Consider the following 16,602-nt stretch of genomic DNA (forward strand, 5'->3'; position numbering starts at 1 on the left):
TAGGAGGCCAGGATCGGCATCCCGGCAGCGGATCAGAGCTGGGCCGCGACCCGCTCGATCTTGCTGTGCAGCTTGTTGAGCGCGCTCAGGTAGGCCTTGGCCGATGCCACCACGATGTCCGGGTCGGCACCGACACCGTTGACCACGCGCCCGCCATGCTGCAGTCGCACCGTGACCTCGCCCTGGCTCTCGGTCGAGCCGGTCGTGATCGCGTTGACCGAGTACAGCAGCAGCTCGGCGCCGCTGTTGACATGCTGCTCGATCGCCTTCAGCGAGGCGTCGACCGGGCCGTTGCCATCGGACTCACCGGTGAACTCCTTGCCATCGACCGTGAACACGACCTTGGCGCGCGGACGCTCGCCGGTTTCGCTGTGCTGGGCCAGCGAGACCAGACCGTACTGCTCCTTGGCAGCGGTCACGCTCTCGTCGCTGACCAGGGCCAGGATATCCTCGTCGAAGATCTCGCTCTTGCGGTCGGCCAGTTCCTTGAACTTGGCAAAGGCGGTGTTGATCTCGCCCTCGGACTCCATCTCGATGCCGAGCTCCTGCAGGCGCTGCTTGAAGGCGTTGCGACCGCTGAGCTTGCCCAGCACGATCTTGTTGGCGCTCCAGCCCACGTCCTCGGCGCGCATGATCTCGTAGGTGTCACGCGCCTTCAGCACGCCGTCCTGGTGGATGCCCGAGGCATGGGCGAAGGCATTGGCGCCGACCACGGCCTTGTTCGGCTGCACCACGAAGCCGGTGGTCTGGCTGACCATGCGGCTGGCCGGCACGATCTGGCTGGTGTCGATGCCGACATCGAGGCCGAAGTAGTCGCGGCGGGTCTTGACCGCCATCACGACTTCCTCGAGCGAGCAGTTGCCGGCGCGCTCGCCCAGGCCGTTGATGGTGCACTCGACCTGGCGCGCGCCGCCGATCTTGACGCCGGCGAGCGAGTTGGCCACCGCCATGCCGAGGTCGTTGTGGCAGTGCACCGACCAGATTGCCTGGTCCGAGTTGGGCACCATCTCGCGCAGGGTCTTGATGAAGTTGCCGTAGAGCTCGGGGATGGCGTAGCCGACCGTGTCGGGAATGTTGATCGTGGTCGCGCCTTCCTTGATCACGGCCTCGACCACGCGCGCCAGGAAAGCCAGCTCGGAGCGGTAGCCGTCCTCGGCGCTGAACTCGACGTCGCCGACCAGGTTGCGCGCGAAGCGCACCGAAGCCTTGGCCTGCTCGAGCACCTGCTCGGGCGTCATGCGCAGCTTCTTCTCCATGTGCAACGGCGAAGTCGCGATGAAGGTGTGGATGCGGGCACTGTTGGCGCCCTTGAGCGCCTCGGCCGAGCGCGCGATGTCACGCTCGTTGGCACGCGACAGCGAGCAGATGGTCGAGTCCTTGATGTGGTCGGCGATGGTCTTGACCGACTCGAAGTCGCCGTTGGAGCTGGCGGCAAAACCGGCTTCGATCACGTCGACCCTCAGGCGCTCGAGCTGGCGCGCGATGCGCAGCTTCTCGTCACGGGTCATGGAGGCGCCGGGCGATTGCTCGCCGTCACGCAAGGTGGTGTCGAAGATGATCAGTTTGTCGGTCATTTGTACTCCTTGAAGCCGGCTCGTGGCCAGCACAGACAAAATCCCCGCAGCATCCAAAACAAACGGCCCGCTGCGGGTGCATACGGGCCGTTGGTGCTGAAAACGCGCGCGCTATCCAGCCTGCCCTTGTGGCATCAGCGCTAGTAGCAGTTGACGTGCGGAATTCATGTCTGCCAATGTATCACAAAGAAATCCTGCATCCGATGGAAAACAACCATCACGCAGAGGCGGATTTGGCTGCCAGCGAGGGATCAGTCGTGCAAGCCGCGCTCGTCGGGCTCGTCGATCGTGGTGCTGATCACGCTGGTCGGCTGGCCCTTGGCCTTGCGCACGCCGTAGATCACATAGCCCGACAGCGCATAGCAGACGAAGACGCCGAACAGCACCGTCGGCGGATGGATGTTGATGACCGCGATCGCCAGCAGCACCAGCACGATGGCAGCGAACGGCACGCTCCGCTTCATCGACAGGTCCTTGAAGCTGTAGAACGGCGCATTGGTCACCATGGTCAGGCCGGCGTAGAGCGTGATCGCGAACATCGGCCAGGCCAGGTCAGCGGCCTGGTAGCCGCCCTCGGTCGCCAGCCAGATGAAGCCGGCCACCAGAGCGGCCGCAGCCGGCGAAGGCAGGCCCTGGAAGAAGCGCTTGTCGACCACGCTGGTATTGACGTTGAAGCGTGCCAGCCGCAGCGCGGCGCAGGCGCAATAGACGAAGGCGGCGATCCAGCCCCAGCGGCCCAGGTCACGCAGGCCCCACTCGTAGGCAATCAGCGCCGGCGCGGCGCCGAACGACACCATGTCGGACAGCGAATCCATCTGCTCGCCAAAGGCGCTCTGGGTGTGCGTCATGCGCGCAACCCGGCCATCCAGGCTGTCGAGCACCATGGCGACGAAGATCGCGGCGGTCGCCAGGTCGTAGCGCCCGTTCATCGACATCACGATCGCGTAGAAGCCGCCGAACAGCGCGGCGAGCGTGATCATGTTGGGCAGCATGTAGATGCCCTTGTGGCGCTTGGGCTGCGTCGCTTCGGGGGTGTTCAGGGGATCGGCTCCGTCGTGCATGGCTCGGATCAGGCTTGGTATTGGCAGGCGGTCATGGGGATCGAGTGTAAGCCAGCGTAACGCCCAGCGACAACGGACGTAAAAAAACCGCCGGCCGGCATGCCGACAGGCGGTTGTCTGGCTTGAAGCCGGCCGCTAGGCCGGCAGCAAGATCAGTTGCGGGTCTGGTCGACCAGCTTGTTCTTGGCAATCCAGGGCATCATGCCGCGCAGCTTCTCGCCGACGATCTCGATCGAGTGCTCGGCGTTCAGGCGACGGCGGGCCGTCATCGACGGGTAGTTGGTCTTGCCTTCGAGGATGAACATCTTGGCGTATTCGCCGGTCTGGATGCGCTTGAGGGCATTGCGCATGGCTTCGCGCGACTGCTCGTTGATCACCTCGGTGCCGGTCACGTACTCGCCGTACTCGGCGTTGTTCGAGATCGAATAGTTCATGTTGGCGATGCCGCCTTCGTACATGAGGTCAACGATCAGCTTGAGCTCGTGCAGGCACTCGAAGTAGGCCATTTCCGGTGCGTAGCCGGCTTCGGTCAGGGTCTCGAAGCCCATCTTGACCAGCTCGACGGCGCCGCCGCACAGCACGGCCTGCTCGCCGAACAGGTCGGTTTCGGTCTCTTCGCGGAAGTTGGTCTCGATGATGCCACCCTTGCCGCCGCCGTTGGCCATGGCGTAGGACAGGGCCAGGTCACGGGCCTTGCCGGACTTGTCCTGGTAGACAGCGATCAGCGACGGCACGCCGCCGCCCTTGAGGTACTCGGAGCGCACGGTATGGCCCGGGCCCTTGGGAGCGACCATGATCACGTCCAGGTCAGCGCGCGGCACGACCTGGTTGTAATGCACGTTGAAGCCGTGAGCGAAGGCCAGGGTGGCGCCCTGCTTCATGTTCGGGGCGACGTTGTTGTTGTACACCTCGGGGATGTTCTCGTCGGGCAACAGGATCATGACCAGGTCAGCGGCCTTGACGGCGTCGTTGACTTCCATCACGGTCAGGCCAGCCTTGGCGACCTTGTCCCAGGACGCACCGCCCTTGCGCAGACCGACGACGACCTTGACGCCGCTGTCGTTCAGGTTCTGGGCGTGGGCATGGCCTTGCGAGCCGTAGCCGATGATGGCCACGGTCTTGCCCTTGATCAGGGACAGGTCACAGTCTTTGTCGTAAAAAACGTTCATGGTTGCTCCGTAAAAATGGGGGTGCCGTTCGAGGACGAGCCCGTCGAAGGGCATCGACAGGCCCAGCCCGAACGGCAAAAGGCTGAGCCCGAAAAACGGGGTAGTTTAAACGCGAGACCGGCTCAGACGCGCAGGATGCGCTCGCCGCGGCCGATGCCGCTCGGGCCGGTGCGCACGGTCTCGAGAATCGCGCTGCGATCGATCGCCTCGAGGAAGGCGTCGTTCTTGGACTGGTCGCCAGTCAGCTCGATGGTGTAGCTCTTCTCGGTCACATCGATGATGCGGCCGCGGAAGATGTCGGCCATGCGCTTCATCTCCTCGCGCTCCTTGCCGACCGCACGCACCTTGACCAGCATCAGCTCGCGCTCGGTGTAGCCGCCTTCGGTCAGGTCGACCACCTTGACCACCTCGATCAGGCGGTTCAGGTGCTTGGTGATCTGCTCGATCACCTCGGGCGAGCCGGTGGTCTGGATCGTCATGCGCGACAGCGAGGGGTCCTCGGTCGGCGCCACGGTCAGCGACTCGATGTTGTAGGCACGGGCCGAGAACAGGCCGACCACGCGCGACAGCGCACCAGCCTCGTTCTCGATCAAGACGGCGATGATGTGTTTCATTTCAGCGATTCCTCTTCTTGCCGCCCTCCCCCGACGCCGGTAAGCGGCGGGCTTGGCGGGCAATAGATTCTTCTGTCGAAGGGATTGAAGGGTTACAGCTCTTCCGAGCCGAGCAGCATTTCGGTGATGCCCTTGCCGGCTTCGACCATCGGCCAGACGTTCTCGGTCGGGTCGGTGCGGAAGTCCAGGAACACGGTGCGGTCCTTGATGGCACGGGCCTCGCGCAGCGCGGGCTCGACATCCTCGGGCCGTTCGATCAGCATACCGACATGGCCGTAGGCCTCGGCCAGCTTGACGAAGTCGGGCAGCGCATCCATGTAGCTGTGGCTGTAGCGGCCCTGGTAGACCAGCTCCTGCCACTGGCGCACCATGCCGAGGTAGCGGTTGTTCAGCGCGACGATCTTGACCGGGGTGTCGTACTGCTTGCAGGTCGACAGCTCCTGGATGTTCATCTGGATCGAGCCTTCGCCGGTGATGCACCAGCAATCGGCCTGCGGCTTGGCCAGCTTGATGCCCATCGCGTACGGCAGACCGACACCCATGGTGCCCAGGCCGCCCGAGTTGATCCAGCGTCGCGGCTCGTTGAACTTGTAGAACTGGGCCGCGAACATCTGGTGCTGACCGACGTCGGACGTGATGTAGCAGTCGTCGTCCTGGGTCATGTTCCAGAGCGTCTCGACCACGGCCTGCGGCTTGATGACTTCGGTGTTGCCGCGGTCATAGGCCAGGCAGTCCTTGGCGCGCCAGTTGTCGATGGTGCTCCACCAGGAAGCCAGCGCCTGCGCGTCGGGCCGCTGCTGCGATTCCTTGATCATGTGGATCAGCTCGGTCAGCACATCCTTGACGTCGCCGACGATCGGCACGTCGACCTTGACGCGCTTGGCGATGCTCGAGGGATCGATGTCGATGTGGACGATCTTGCGCTCGACCGAGGCGAAATGCTTGGGGTTGCCGATCACGCGGTCATCGAAGCGCGCGCCAACGGCCAGCAGCACGTCGCAGTTCTGCATCGCGTAGTTGGCCTGCACGGTGCCGTGCATGCCCAGCATGCCGAGGAACTTGGGATCGGTCGACGGATAGGCGCCCAGGCCCATCAGCGTGTGGGTCACCGGCACGCCGAGCAGGTCGACCAGGGTGCGCAGTTCCTGCACCGCATTGCCCAGCAGCACGCCGCCACCGGTGTAGATGTAGGGGCGCTTGGCGTTGAGCAGCAGCTGCAGCGCCTTGCGGATCTGGCCGCCATGGCCCTTGCGCACCGGGTTGTAGCTGCGCATCGACACCGACTCGGGGTAGCCGTGATAGGGCACCTTGAGGAAGGACACGTCCTTGGGCACGTCGACCACCACTGGGCCGGGACGGCCGGTGCGGGCGATGTGGAACGCCTTCTTCATGGTCTCGGCCATGTCGCGCGCATCCTTGACCAGGAAGTTGTGCTTGACCACCGGACGCGTGATGCCGACGGTGTCGCATTCCTGGAAGGCATCCGAGCCGATGGCGGCGGTGCCGACCTGACCCGAGATGATCACCATCGGGATGCTGTCGGAGTAGGCGGTGGCAATGCCGGTGACGGCGTTGGTCAGGCCCGGACCCGAGGTCACGAGCGCGACGCCGACTTCGCCAGTGGCGCGCGCAAAGCCGTCGGCGGCATGCACGGCAGCCTGCTCGTGGCGCACCAGCACGTGCTGGATGGTGTCTTGCTTGTAGAGCGCGTCGTAGATGTAGAGCACGGCGCCACCAGGGTAGCCCCAGATATGCTGGACACCCTCGGCCTGCAGGGCGCGCACGAGGATCTCGGCGCCCATCAATTCTTCGTGGGGTTGGCCGGAAGCGGCCGCTGCGGAGGCGAGTTCTGCCTTGTTGATTTCCATGATGAACCTTTCGGGTATTTCTCTAACGAAAAACCTGGGGTGCCCCTTGGACCTACCCTCGTGAGGCGGCTTCGGGACTTGAGGCCAAGGACATGGCATCGATCTGACGCGCGACCTTGACCCGTTTGCCTTGGGTGTAATTCAGTCCTCTATTATGGCATCAGCGCTGAAATCCGGATTCCGCAGCACTCGAAATAATGACCAGCAAGAAAATTACCGCCGCGGTTTCAGGCCTGGGTTGCCGCTAACTCGCCTTGCGCGAAGACATTGACCGCGTCGCCGAGCCGGTCGGCACGCTGCTGCAGGCTTTCGGCAATCGCGGCCGACTGCTCGACCATGGCCGCGTTCTGCTGGGTCACGCGGTCGAGCTGCGCGACAGCATCGGCGATCTGGCTGATGCCCGAGGATTGCTCGACGCTGGCAGCCCCGATCTCGGCGACCAGCTGCGCCACGCCGTGGACCTGACGCACGATGTCGTCCATGGTCGACTGGGCGCCGCGGGCCAGGCCGGCACCGGCGTTCATGCTCGCGACGCTGGCACCGATCAGCTCCTTGATTTCCTTGGCTGCCACCGCGCTGCGCTGGGCCAGGCTGCGCACCTCGGTCGCCACGACGGCAAAGCCACGGCCCTGCTCGCCGGCGCGCGCGGCCTCGACCGCGGCATTGAGTGCCAGGATATTGGTCTGGAAGGCGATGCCGTCGATCACGCCGACGATGTCGCCGATCTTGCGGCTGCTCGCGCTGATCTGCTCCATCGTCGTCGCCACCTGGCCGACCACCAAGCCACCCTGGCTGGCGACGGCACGGGCGCCGCCCGCGAGCTCGGACGAGACCTGCGCGCTGTCGGCATTCTTCTTGACGGTGACCTGCAGCTGCTCCATCGAGGCGGCAGTCTGCTCCACGTTGGCGGCCTGCTCCTCGGTGCGCTGGCTCAGCTCGAGGCTGGATCGCAGCACTTCGCCGGTCGCCTGGCGCAGGCCGGCGAGCTGATGGCCGACATCGTCGATCAGCGAGCGCACATTGTGTCCGGCCTGGTTGATCGCACGCAGCACCATGCCGATCTCGTCGATGCGACCGATATTGGCATCGTTTTCGGGATTGCCCGCCGCCACATTGAGCGCCTGGCGCAGCACGACCTGCAGCGGACGCGCGATCTGGCGCTCGAGCCAGGCCGCACTCAGCAGCGACAGCAGGGCCGAAGCCAGCGCCAGCCAGAGCCAGGACGACGCCGGGACCGCCAGCGCCAGACAGGACAGCTGCAGACCAGTCCAGGCGGCCAGGCTGGCCAGGCGGATGCGCGAACGCACCGTCAGGTTCTGCAACCGGTCCGGCCAGCCACGCAGCCAGCCGCGGCGCTGGAGGCGGCCCTTGTGGAAGACCAGGCCGCGGGCCTGGCCAGCCACGAAGGCCGGATAAATGCGCTCGACCGCCTCGATGAAACCGCGCGCCGTCTTGTTGCGCACCGACATGTAGCCCACCAACTGGCCATTGCGGTACATTGGCGTCATGTTGGCACGCGCCCAGTAGAAGTCGCCGTTCTTGCAGCGGTTCTTGAGCACGCCGCTCCAGACTTCGCCCTGGCGCACGGTAGCCCACATGTCGGCAAAGACCTCGGGCGGCATCTCGGGATGGCGCAGGATGCTGAGCGGCTGGCCGAGCAGCTCCTCGCGCGTGTAGCCGCTGTAGCGAATGAAGGACTCGTTGACGTAGGTGATGCGGCCCTGGAGGTCGGTCATCGACATCAGGGTCGTGCCTTCGGGCAGTGACAGTTCGCTGTGTGTCGCCGACTGCGAATGCTTCATTTTCTTACACTCCTCTTTCTATCCTGGGTTGATGGGGGCCGGTGCACCCCAGCCGGCAAAGCGTCGAAATTCGATCGATGCTGATGCCAAAGTCTGCTCAAAAGAGGCTGCGCACTGTCAAAAAAAATATTTACCTCGACAATTTATCGGGGGATCTGTCAAACAATGTATCATGATAGTCAGGCCTATCACGTATGAAACGCTGAGCTGGCGTCACCTCCATCCAACCCAAATTTCTCCGCCAAATTTTCGTGCCAGCAGCAGCTTCATGAACAGTTCCCGCGCCAAGCCCAGCCCATCAGAGCAGTTTCTGCAGGGTTTCTGTGAGCTCGTCCAGGCTCAGCTGGAGGCCGCCTGCTCGGACCTGACACAGACCGACAATTTGCTCGATGAGGCGATCGAACAGCTCAATACCTGTTTCAACGCCCTAGGCGAGGGCTTGGAGCAGCATGAGGCCGGTAGAATTCCGGCTGATTCGCCTTCGCTGAGACCGCATGTCCATCTGGCCATCACCAGCCTGCAATTCCATGACCTGACCCGACAGCTGCTGCAGCGCGTCAGGCTGCGACTGGAAGGCCTGCAAGTCGCTGCAACGGCCGGACTGAGCCTGGACGCGCAGCGGCCAGACTGGCCACAGGCCATCCAAGTGCTGGCAGCTCAGCAGTCGCAACTCGGAAAAACCCTGCAGGGAGAGCTGCAACAGCAGGACCTCTCGTGCGGCGACATCGAACTCTTCTAACCCGAACAAGCCCCCCGCCATGAAATCCGTACTAGCTGTTGACGATTCCCGCTCGCTGAGGCAGATGGTCAATTTCAGCCTCAAATCCGCCGGCTACGGCGTGACCGAGGCTGCCGACGGCGTCGAAGCGCTCGCACTCGCCAAACAGCAACAGTTCGACCTGGTGCTGACCGACCAGAACATGCCGAACATGGATGGCCTGACGCTGATCAAGCAGCTGCGCCAGTTGCCCGGTTTCCAGCGCACCCCGATCCTGATGCTGACCACCGAATCCGGTGACGAGATGAAAGCCCTGGGCCGGGCCGCCGGTGCCACCGGCTGGATCGTCAAGCCCTTCGACCCCGAGCGCCTGATCGCCGTGGTCAAGCGAGTGATCGGCTGAAGCCGAAAGGCAGGGCGGCCCGATGGCAATCGATACCAGTCAGTTCTTCCAGATCTTCTTCGACGAAACCGAGGAATTGCTGCAGCAGCTCGAAGCGCTGCTGCTCGATCTGGACATTCAGGCGCCCGACGTCGAGTCCCTGCACGCCATCTTCCGCATTGCCCATTCGGTCAAGGGCAATGCCGCGACTTTCGGCTTTTCCGACCTGACCGACATCACCCATGTGATGGAGTCGCTGCTCGATGAATTCCGCCACGGCCATCTGCGCCTGACCGAGCTGCACCGCCACCTGATGCTCGAGGCCAAGGATGTGCTCAAGATGCAGCTCGACGGGCTGCAGCATGAGCGTCCGGTAGACCAGGAACGGGTGCAGCAGGTGCGCGCGGCGCTCGACGCGCAGTGGCTGCGAGCCAGCAACCAGAGCAAGACCGCGGCATCGGTCGAACCCGTCGTGGCAGCGGCTGCGCAGGAAGAAGAGGACCTGGGTTACGGCTTCTTCGAGCCGCTCGACGATCTGCCGGGAGCAGACCCTGCCAGCGCAAGCACCGAGGCCGCTGAAGCGGCCCTGTTGCCTGCGGCAGCACCGGGCCCGGTCAGCGCGCCCGAGCCCTCCTCGCCTGCTGGCTCGACGCGGCGCGACAACGGCAGCCATGGCACCGAGACCTCGACGATACGCGTCAACATCGACAAGGTCGACCAGCTGATCAATCTGGTCGGCGAGCTCGTGATCACGCAGGCCATGATCTCGGCCTGCAGCAAGGATCTCGATCCGGCCCTGCACGAAAAGCTGGTCAGCGGCATCGAGCACCTGAGCCGCAACACGCGCGACCTGCAGGATTCGGTGATGTCGATCCGCATGATGCCGATGGATTTCGTCTTCTCGCGCTTCCCGCGCCTGGTGCACGAGCTCTCGAGCAAGCTGGGCAAGCGGGTCGAGTTCGTGACCGAGGGCGGCGCGACCGAGCTCGACAAGGGCCTGATCGAGAAGATCGTCGACCCCCTGACCCACCTGGTGCGCAACAGCGTGGACCACGGCATCGAGGCGCCGGCATTGCGGCTGCAAAGCGGCAAGAGCGAAACCGGCCTGCTGCGGCTATCGGCGATGCACCAGGGCAGCCATATCGTGATCGAGGTCAGCGATGACGGCGGCGGACTCGACCGCGAGAAGATCCTGCGCAAGGCCAGCAGCAGCGGCCTGGAAGTCTCGCCCGAGATGAGCGACGAGGAGGTCTGGCAACTGATCTGCCTGCCGGGCTTCTCGACCGCGGAGACCGTGACCGATGTCTCGGGCCGCGGTGTCGGCATGGACGTGGTCAGGCGCAACATCACCTCCCTGGGCGGCACGCTGGGCATCAAGTCCCTGGCCGGCCAGGGCACGCGCATCACGATCTCGCTGCCGCTGACGCTGGCGATACTCGACGGCATCTCGGTGCGCGTGGGCGGCGAGATCTACATCCTGCCGCTGAGCTATGTGGTCGAATCCTTCCAGCCGGCACGCAAGGACCTGCACCACCTGAGCGGCGATGGCCTGGTGATACGGGTGCGTGGCGAATACCTGCCGGTGGTGGCGCTGCACGAGCTGTTCGGCGTCATGCCGCAATCACAGGAGCCTTCGAACGGCATCCTGGTGGTGGTGCAGATGGAAAGCCGCAAGGCCGCGCTCTGGATCGACGAGGTCATCGGCCAGCATCAGATCGTGGTCAAGAACCTCGAAACCCACTACCGCAGAGTGCCCAATATCTCGGGCGCAACCATATTGTGGGACGGCAGCGTGTCGCTGATCGTCGATGTGGCGCATCTGCTCGGACAGCAGCGCAGCCTGACCGGCGCCTGAGCGGCCGGGCGCACGGAAGAGGTGCCGAGAGACCGCGGTTTCGGCAGCAAATGCGGCGGGGCAATGCGACGGAGCTGGTCCAGGCCCCGCTCGCTATTGCCTGCGCCGGCACTCAACCCTTGAGTTTTTCGAGGATCTTGGTGATCTTCTCATCCAGTGTCGCGGCCGTGAACGGCTTGACGATGTAGCCACTGGCACCGGCCTGCGCGGCGGCGATGATGTTTTCCTTCTTGGCTTCGGCCGTCACCATCAGCACCGGTAGCGCCGACAGTGCCGGATCGGCGCGCACGGCCTGCAGCAGCTGCAGGCCATCCATATTGGGCATGTTCCAGTCGGAGATCACGAAGTCGAAACTGTCGCGCTTGAGCTTGGACAGCGCGGCAACGCCGTCCTCGGCCTCGTCAACGCTGGCATGACCCAGTTCCTTGAGCAGGTTGCGCACGATGCGGCGCATGGTCGAAAAGTCGTCGACGACCAGGAATTTGAGATTGGATTCAGACATGATGAACGGAAAGGTATTGGGAATGGGCAGACGGTCAAGACAGGCGCGGCAACATCTTCACACGCGCAGCGCTCGGCCGCTCTGACGCGTCAGGTGGTCGAGCACCATGCTGGCAAGCCGGTCAATCGGGCCGACCTCTTGCACCGCGCCGGCCGCGATGGCCTCCTTGGGCATGCCAAACACGACACAGGAGGCTTCATCCTGGGCAAAATTGTAAGCACCGGCGTGCCGCATCTCGAGCATGCCGGCAGCGCCGTCACGGCCCATGCCGGTCATGATGACGCCGACCGCGTTCTTGCCCGCATGTAGGGCGACCGAGCGGAACAGCACATCGACCGAGGGCCGGTGGCGGTTGACCGGCTCGCTCTGCTCGATCTGGGTCATGTAGTTGGCACCGCTGCGGGCCAGCAACAGATGGGAATGGCCAGGCGCAATATAGGCATGTCCCGGCAGGATGCGCTCGCCGCCGGCGGCCTCGACCACGCTGATGCGGCACAGGCTGTCGAGGCGACGCGCGAACGAGGCGGTGAAACCCTCGGGCATGTGCTGGGTGATCAGGATGCCGGGGCAGTCGGGCGGCATCTGGACCAGGAAATCCTTGATCGCCTCGGTGCCGCCGGTGGAGGCACCGATGATGATCAGCTTCTCGCTGCTGATCAGGCGGTTGCCCAATGCCGGGCGGCCGGCCGGCGCCTTGGCCGGCTGAGCGCGCGCGCGCTGGGCGATCCGGGTCCGGGCCTGGTAGGCGGCCCGGATCTTGTCAGCCAGCAAGTCGGCATAGGCCTGCAGCCCGCTGGCGATCGCGAGCTTGGGCTTGGCGACGAAATCGACCGCGCCGAGTTCGAGCGCACGCAGCGTGATCTCCGAGCCGCGCTCGGTCAGCGAGGACACCATGACCACCGGCATCGGCCGCAGCCGCATCAGGCGCTCGAGAAAGTCGAGCCCGTCCATGCGCGGCATCTCGACGTCGAGCGTCAGCACGTCGGGGTTGGTCTGCTTGATCAGCTCGCGCGCGACCAGCGGATCAGGTGCCGTCCCCACCACCTCCATGTCGGGCTGGCTGCACACGATCTCGGTCATGATGCGGCGCACCAGAGCTGAGTCGTCAATGATCAGAACTTTGATGGTCATGTCTGCACTGCGCCGGCAAGGTCCCGGCAGGATTCAAAAAAGATCAATGTCGCCACCGCTGACCGGTGTCTGCTTGAGGGTGGCGCCGAGGCGTTTCTGGTACTCGCGCTCGGTCGTCAACACCGTGGTGTCGAGGTTCTGCTTGAGCTTGCGCACCATGACCTTGCCACTGTGCGGGAAAAAGCAGACCTTGCGCGGATAGATGTCGAGCAGGTCCTCGACCAATACCGGAATGTTATCGGTCTGCAGGTAGTTCAGCACGAAACGGGCATTGCGGGCACCGACGTTGATCGAGGTCATGCCCGGCAACACGTTGCCGCCGCCAAAGACCTTGGCCTCCAGGTGCTCGCGCCGCGCGCCGGCCTTGAGCAGGTCGTTGATCAGCACTTCCATCGCATAAGCACCGTAGCGCATCGATTCGGACACCGGGCTGTCGGCATCGGTCGCGCCTTCGGGCAACAGGAAATGGTTCATGCCGCCGATGCCGCGCACGCGGTCGCGGATGCAGGCCGCGACGCAGGAGCCCAGCACGGTCGTCATCATCAGGCTCTGATCGGTATAGAAATACTCTCCCGGCAAGACCCGCACCGCCTGGCAGCCGAAGGTCTTGTCGAAATAATGGCCTTGCGCCACCGGCTTGGTTTGCAACTTACTCATGCCTGATTTTTGTTTTCTGACTCGCCCATCAAGACCGTGCGGCCTGACTGAGTTGGTAAACGGTCTTGCCGATCAAAGAGAAGTCCCGCGTGACGAAGGACAGGTTCTCCGAATGACCCGCGAACAACAAGCCGGACGGCTTGAGCAAAGGGGCAAGGCGGCTCAGGATCTGGCCCTGGGTCGGCTTGTCGAAATAGATCATGACGTTGCGGCAAAAGACGGCATCGAACGGTCCCTTGAGCGCCCACCGGTCATCGAGCAGGTTGAGCGGCTTGAAGCTGATGAGCCGGCGCAGTTCGGGTCGCAGGCGCACATAACCCGCTTGCGGCCCCTTGCCGCGCAGGAAAAAGCGCTTGAGCCGCTCGGGCGACATGTCGCTGACGCGCTCGAGCGAATAGACCCCCGACTCGGCCTTGGCCAGCACCTGGGTGTCGATGTCGGTCGCCAGGATGCGCGCCGGTGGCGTCAGCGTGCCAAAGGCCTCGCACAGCGTGATCGCGAGCGAATAGGGCTCCTCGCCGGTCGAGCTGGCACAGCACCAGATCTCGATCGGCCCGCCCTGGGCCTTGACATGCTCGGCCAGCACCGGGAAGTGATGGGCCTCGCGGAAGAAGGAGGTCAGGTTGGTCGTCAGCGCATTGGTGAACTGTTCCCATTCGCTGCCGCCAGCATCCGCTTCGAGCAGGCGCAGATAGGCCTCGAACGTGCCCAGATGCAGCAGGCGCAAACGGCGCGACAGGCGGCTGTAGACCATCTCCTGCTTGCCGTCGCCCAGCGCGATGCCGGCACGGTCGTAGATCAGACGCCGCACGCGCTCGAAGTCGCTCTGCGTGAACAGGAACTCCTTGCCCTCGGCGCCTTGGCGTGCCGGAGCGCCCGGGGTCGGCTGCAGGTCATTGCGCATTCGCATCACCGCCTCAGAACTCTTCCCAGTCGTCGTCGCTCAGCGGCGCCGGGGCTGCCTTGGCGCCCTTGTCAACGACCGGTGCTGCCGCAGGAGCTGAACCCTTGCCCAGCGCCGGACGCTTGAGTTCGGGCTCGGGCTTGCTGGCTGGCGCGGGCTGCTGGCGCGGACTGGTCGCCGCAGGTGCGCTCCTGGGAGCCGATGCTGGCTTGGCGGCCGTCGTGGACTTGGACTTGGCAGCTGCCGGGGCTGGCGGCTTGGCGCTTGCGCTGGCCTTGGGCTTGACCGGTGTAAACGACGGCTGGCGCGCAGGCTGGGCATGGGTCTGGTAGGCCACGGTCTGGACCGGAGCGAACGAGCTTTCCTGGCCGACCTTGAAGCTGCTGACCAGTTCGCGCAGCTGGGCGGCCTGGTCGCGCAGCGAGTCGGAGGCGGCGGCGGCCTGTTCGACCAGGGCAGCGTTCTGCTGCGTCACGCCGTCCATCTGCACGATGGCCGAATTGACCTGTTCGATGCCGGCCGTCTGCTCGACGCTCGAGGCCGAGACCTCGCCCATGATGTCGGTCACGCGCTTGACGCTGGTCACCATCTCATGCATGGTGTCGCCGGTGCGCCCGACCTGCAAGCTGCCCTGCTCGACCTTGGAGATCGAGTCGGCGATCAGGGACTTGATCTCCTTGGCCGCCACCGCGCTGCGCTGGGCCAGGCTGCGCACCTCGGTCGCGACGACCGCGAAGCCACGGCCCTGCTCGCCCGCACGCGCGGCCTCGACCGCGGCATTGAGCGCCAGGATATTGGTCTGGAAGGCAATGCCGTCGATCACGCCGATGATGTCGCCGATCTTGTTGGCCGAGCTGTTGATCGCCTGCATGGTCTCGACCACTTCGGCCATCTGCGCGCCGCCGCGGCTGGCGACATCGGAGGCCGAGCTGGCCAGGCCGTTGGCCTGGCGTGCGTTGTCGGCGTTCTGGCGCACCGTGGCCAGCAGCTCCTCCATCGAGGCACTGATCTCCTCGAGGGCACTGGCCTGACGTTCGGTCCGGCCCGACAGGTCACCGTTGCCGGCCGCGATCTGGCCGGCGGCGTCCACCACCTGGCTGGCGCTGCCGCGCACCTGCATCACCATCTGACGCAGGTTGGCCTGCATGACGGAGAGCGCGTGGACGATGCTGCCCTCGACTGCGGTACGGGTGTCGAGGGTCGAGGTCAGGTCACCCTGCGCGATCGTGCCGACCCAGCGCGTCACGTCGCCAGGTTCGCCGCCGAGCTGACGCGTGACCGAGCGGCCACCGAGCAGCGAGATCGCCGTGCCGACGACCATGGTGGCGAGCATGCAGGCAAGCACCAGCAGCAGGCCGCCCCAGTCGGACTTCAGTCGCTGGTCAAGCAACTCCTCGATCAGGGCCAGACTGGCATCGGCCAGCGCGAGCTGCTGGTTGATCGATTCGGTCGTGGCCTGGAAATAGGCGTCGGCCGGATAGTCGAGCGCACTGGCCGACGCGAGCTTTTCACGTGCCAGCGCCATGACCTTCTGCGAGGCGGCATCGGCCGCCAGCACCTGCTCCTTGAGGCGGGCGGACACGGCGTCGTTGGCGGCAAAGCTGTACTCGAAGCTGTTCTGCGCCCGCGTCTGCGCCTGTAGGCCCTGGGCCAGCAGCACACCGACCTTGAGCTCGTCCTGCGTCGACATCGACTGGGCACTCAGGATGCCCGAGCCGACCGCGCGCAACTGGCCCTGGGCCTCGGACAGGCTCAGCACCTCGTTGGCAGCAACGATCAGGTAGTAGTTCTCGGGCTGCGGATCCAGGATCAGCTTGGAATCGTTGAGGATGGAGCTGAAGACCTTGAAGGCGTCGGCAATCACCGCCGTGTGCTCCTCGAAGCTCTCGGCGCGGGTGGTGCCGCTGGCATTGAGCTTGGTGCTCAGGGCGGCCCAGCGCTGGTTCAGCTTGTCCCATTGTTGCTGGGTCGCCGGCAGCGCCAGCGACTTGATATGGGCCTCGATCTTGCCCTGGCTGTCGGCGAGCGAAGCCGCAACCGTCTTGAGCTTGTCCACCGCCTGGGCATTGCCCGCCAGGCGCATCGAGGACAGGCCACGATGCTGCTGCAGGTACCGGATCACGTCGATCATGTCGCGCAGCGGCTGTACCCCGCGTTGCTCGGTCTCGGATTGCGTGAGCGAAGGCAACTCGTGCGTGAGAAAGGAATAGGTCGGCAGCGCGGCCAGCAACAGGGACATGCAGCCCACGAGCAGGAAGCGGTAGCTGACCTTGATCTGGTTGAGGAAATTCATCGAGGTTCCCGGGAGAGGGTGAGCAGGTAGGCGGGAGCGCTGCAGCTTCTCAGAGCGTGTTCAAAGTCTTCT

14 protein-coding genes are annotated in these 16,602 nt (G+C 64.5%); 3 read left to right on the forward strand and 11 right to left on the reverse strand.

The window, feature by feature from the left end; all coding sequences use genetic code 11:
* Window positions 1–32: 32 nt before the first annotated feature.
* From C6P61_RS16435 to C6P61_RS16460, 6 genes are all read right to left on the reverse strand, one after another.
* Entirely contained in the window at window positions 33–1,574 is a 1,542-nt protein-coding gene (locus C6P61_RS16435; protein ID WP_105730996.1) for a 2-isopropylmalate synthase, read from the reverse strand.
* A gap of 251 nt (window positions 1,575–1,825) precedes the next feature.
* Window positions 1,826–2,635, reverse strand: a complete 810-nt coding sequence (gene pssA / locus C6P61_RS16440) for a CDP-diacylglycerol--serine O-phosphatidyltransferase (RefSeq protein ID WP_105730997.1) — start codon at window positions 2,633–2,635, stop codon at window positions 1,826–1,828.
* Between the two features lie 152 nt (window positions 2,636–2,787).
* Window positions 2,788–3,804 (reverse strand): ketol-acid reductoisomerase, encoded by a 1,017-nt coding sequence (ilvC, locus tag C6P61_RS16445; protein ID WP_105730998.1) that lies wholly within the window; start codon window positions 3,802–3,804, stop codon window positions 2,788–2,790.
* Window positions 3,805–3,926: 122 nt separating this feature from the next.
* Window positions 3,927–4,418 (reverse strand): acetolactate synthase small subunit, encoded by a 492-nt coding sequence (gene ilvN / locus C6P61_RS16450; RefSeq protein WP_105730999.1) that lies wholly within the window; start codon window positions 4,416–4,418, stop codon window positions 3,927–3,929.
* A 92-nt stretch (window positions 4,419–4,510) separates the two neighbouring features.
* Window positions 4,511–6,286: an acetolactate synthase 3 catalytic subunit gene (locus C6P61_RS16455; protein ID WP_105731000.1), complete on the reverse strand. Its 1,776-nt coding sequence runs from the start codon at window positions 6,284–6,286 to the stop codon at window positions 4,511–4,513.
* Between the two features lie 227 nt (window positions 6,287–6,513).
* Window positions 6,514–8,088, reverse strand: a complete 1,575-nt coding sequence (locus C6P61_RS16460) for a methyl-accepting chemotaxis protein (protein ID WP_105731001.1) — start codon at window positions 8,086–8,088, stop codon at window positions 6,514–6,516.
* Window positions 8,089–8,356: 268 nt separating this feature from the next.
* Between C6P61_RS16460 and C6P61_RS16465 the strand changes: the two genes are divergently transcribed.
* The 3 genes from C6P61_RS16465 to C6P61_RS16475 are packed head-to-tail and all read left to right on the forward strand — an operon-like array spanning window position 8,357 to window position 11,043.
* The gene (locus C6P61_RS16465) at window positions 8,357–8,827 is read left to right on the forward strand and encodes a hypothetical protein (RefSeq protein WP_105731002.1); all 471 of its coding nucleotides are present in this window, start codon (window positions 8,357–8,359) and stop codon (window positions 8,825–8,827) included.
* 19 nt (window positions 8,828–8,846) lie between these two features.
* Entirely contained in the window at window positions 8,847–9,209 is a 363-nt protein-coding gene (locus C6P61_RS16470; RefSeq protein ID WP_105731003.1) for a response regulator, read from the forward strand.
* Window positions 9,210–9,231: 22 nt separating this feature from the next.
* Window positions 9,232–11,043: a chemotaxis protein CheW gene (locus C6P61_RS16475; protein WP_105731004.1), complete on the forward strand. Its 1,812-nt coding sequence runs from the start codon at window positions 9,232–9,234 to the stop codon at window positions 11,041–11,043.
* Window positions 11,044–11,155: 112 nt separating this feature from the next.
* Here C6P61_RS16475 and cheY read toward each other — a convergent pair whose 3' ends face one another.
* The 5 genes from cheY to C6P61_RS16500 are packed head-to-tail and all read right to left on the reverse strand — an operon-like array spanning window position 11,156 to window position 16,530.
* Entirely contained in the window at window positions 11,156–11,545 is a 390-nt protein-coding gene (gene cheY / locus C6P61_RS16480; protein WP_105731005.1) for a chemotaxis response regulator CheY, read from the reverse strand.
* A gap of 57 nt (window positions 11,546–11,602) precedes the next feature.
* Complete coding sequence (locus C6P61_RS16485) at window positions 11,603–12,676, reverse strand: protein-glutamate methylesterase/protein-glutamine glutaminase (protein ID WP_105731006.1); 1,074 nt, start codon at window positions 12,674–12,676, stop codon at window positions 11,603–11,605.
* A 33-nt stretch (window positions 12,677–12,709) separates the two neighbouring features.
* Window positions 12,710–13,333 carry a chemoreceptor glutamine deamidase CheD gene (cheD, locus tag C6P61_RS16490; RefSeq protein ID WP_105731007.1) on the reverse strand — a complete coding sequence of 208 codons (624 nt, stop codon included), beginning with the start codon at window positions 13,331–13,333 and terminating at the stop codon, window positions 12,710–12,712.
* 28 nt (window positions 13,334–13,361) lie between these two features.
* Window positions 13,362–14,237, reverse strand: coding sequence for a CheR family methyltransferase (locus C6P61_RS16495; RefSeq protein WP_202428201.1), 876 nt, complete (start codon window positions 14,235–14,237; stop codon window positions 13,362–13,364).
* Window positions 14,238–14,250: 13 nt separating this feature from the next.
* Window positions 14,251–16,530, reverse strand: a complete 2,280-nt coding sequence (locus C6P61_RS16500; RefSeq protein WP_244908987.1) for a methyl-accepting chemotaxis protein — start codon at window positions 16,528–16,530, stop codon at window positions 14,251–14,253.
* Window positions 16,531–16,602 lie beyond the last annotated feature (72 nt).

Source organism: Malikia spinosa (genome assembly GCF_002980625.1).
Taxonomy (GTDB): domain Bacteria; phylum Pseudomonadota; class Gammaproteobacteria; order Burkholderiales; family Burkholderiaceae_C; genus Malikia; species Malikia spinosa.

Bases quoted from the DNA above. Each gene is read 5' to 3' on its own strand.
- ilvN (WP_105730999.1), bottom strand. From the start codon at position 4,418: ATGAAACACATCATCGCCGTCTTGATCGAGAACGAGGCTGGTGCGCTG.
- C6P61_RS16455 (WP_105731000.1), bottom strand. From the start codon at position 6,286: ATGGAAATCAACAAGGCAGAACTCGCCTCCGCAGCGGCCGCTTCCGGC.
- C6P61_RS16470 (WP_105731003.1), top strand. From the start codon at position 8,847: ATGAAATCCGTACTAGCTGTTGACGATTCCCGCTCGCTGAGGCAGATG.
- pssA (WP_105730997.1), bottom strand. From the start codon at position 2,635: ATGCACGACGGAGCCGATCCCCTGAACACCCCCGAAGCGACGCAGCCC.
- ilvC (WP_105730998.1), bottom strand. From the start codon at position 3,804: ATGAACGTTTTTTACGACAAAGACTGTGACCTGTCCCTGATCAAGGGC.
- C6P61_RS16465 (WP_105731002.1), top strand. From the start codon at position 8,357: ATGAACAGTTCCCGCGCCAAGCCCAGCCCATCAGAGCAGTTTCTGCAG.
- C6P61_RS16475 (WP_105731004.1), top strand. From the start codon at position 9,232: ATGGCAATCGATACCAGTCAGTTCTTCCAGATCTTCTTCGACGAAACC.
- cheY (WP_105731005.1), bottom strand. From the start codon at position 11,545: ATGTCTGAATCCAATCTCAAATTCCTGGTCGTCGACGACTTTTCGACC.
- cheD (WP_105731007.1), bottom strand. From the start codon at position 13,333: ATGAGTAAGTTGCAAACCAAGCCGGTGGCGCAAGGCCATTATTTCGAC.
- C6P61_RS16485 (WP_105731006.1), bottom strand. From the start codon at position 12,676: ATGACCATCAAAGTTCTGATCATTGACGACTCAGCTCTGGTGCGCCGC.
- C6P61_RS16435 (WP_105730996.1), bottom strand. From the start codon at position 1,574: ATGACCGACAAACTGATCATCTTCGACACCACCTTGCGTGACGGCGAG.
- C6P61_RS16460 (WP_105731001.1), bottom strand. From the start codon at position 8,088: ATGAAGCATTCGCAGTCGGCGACACACAGCGAACTGTCACTGCCCGAA.
- C6P61_RS16495 (WP_202428201.1), bottom strand. From the start codon at position 14,237: ATGCGCAATGACCTGCAGCCGACCCCGGGCGCTCCGGCACGCCAAGGC.
- C6P61_RS16500 (WP_244908987.1), bottom strand. From the start codon at position 16,530: ATGAATTTCCTCAACCAGATCAAGGTCAGCTACCGCTTCCTGCTCGTG.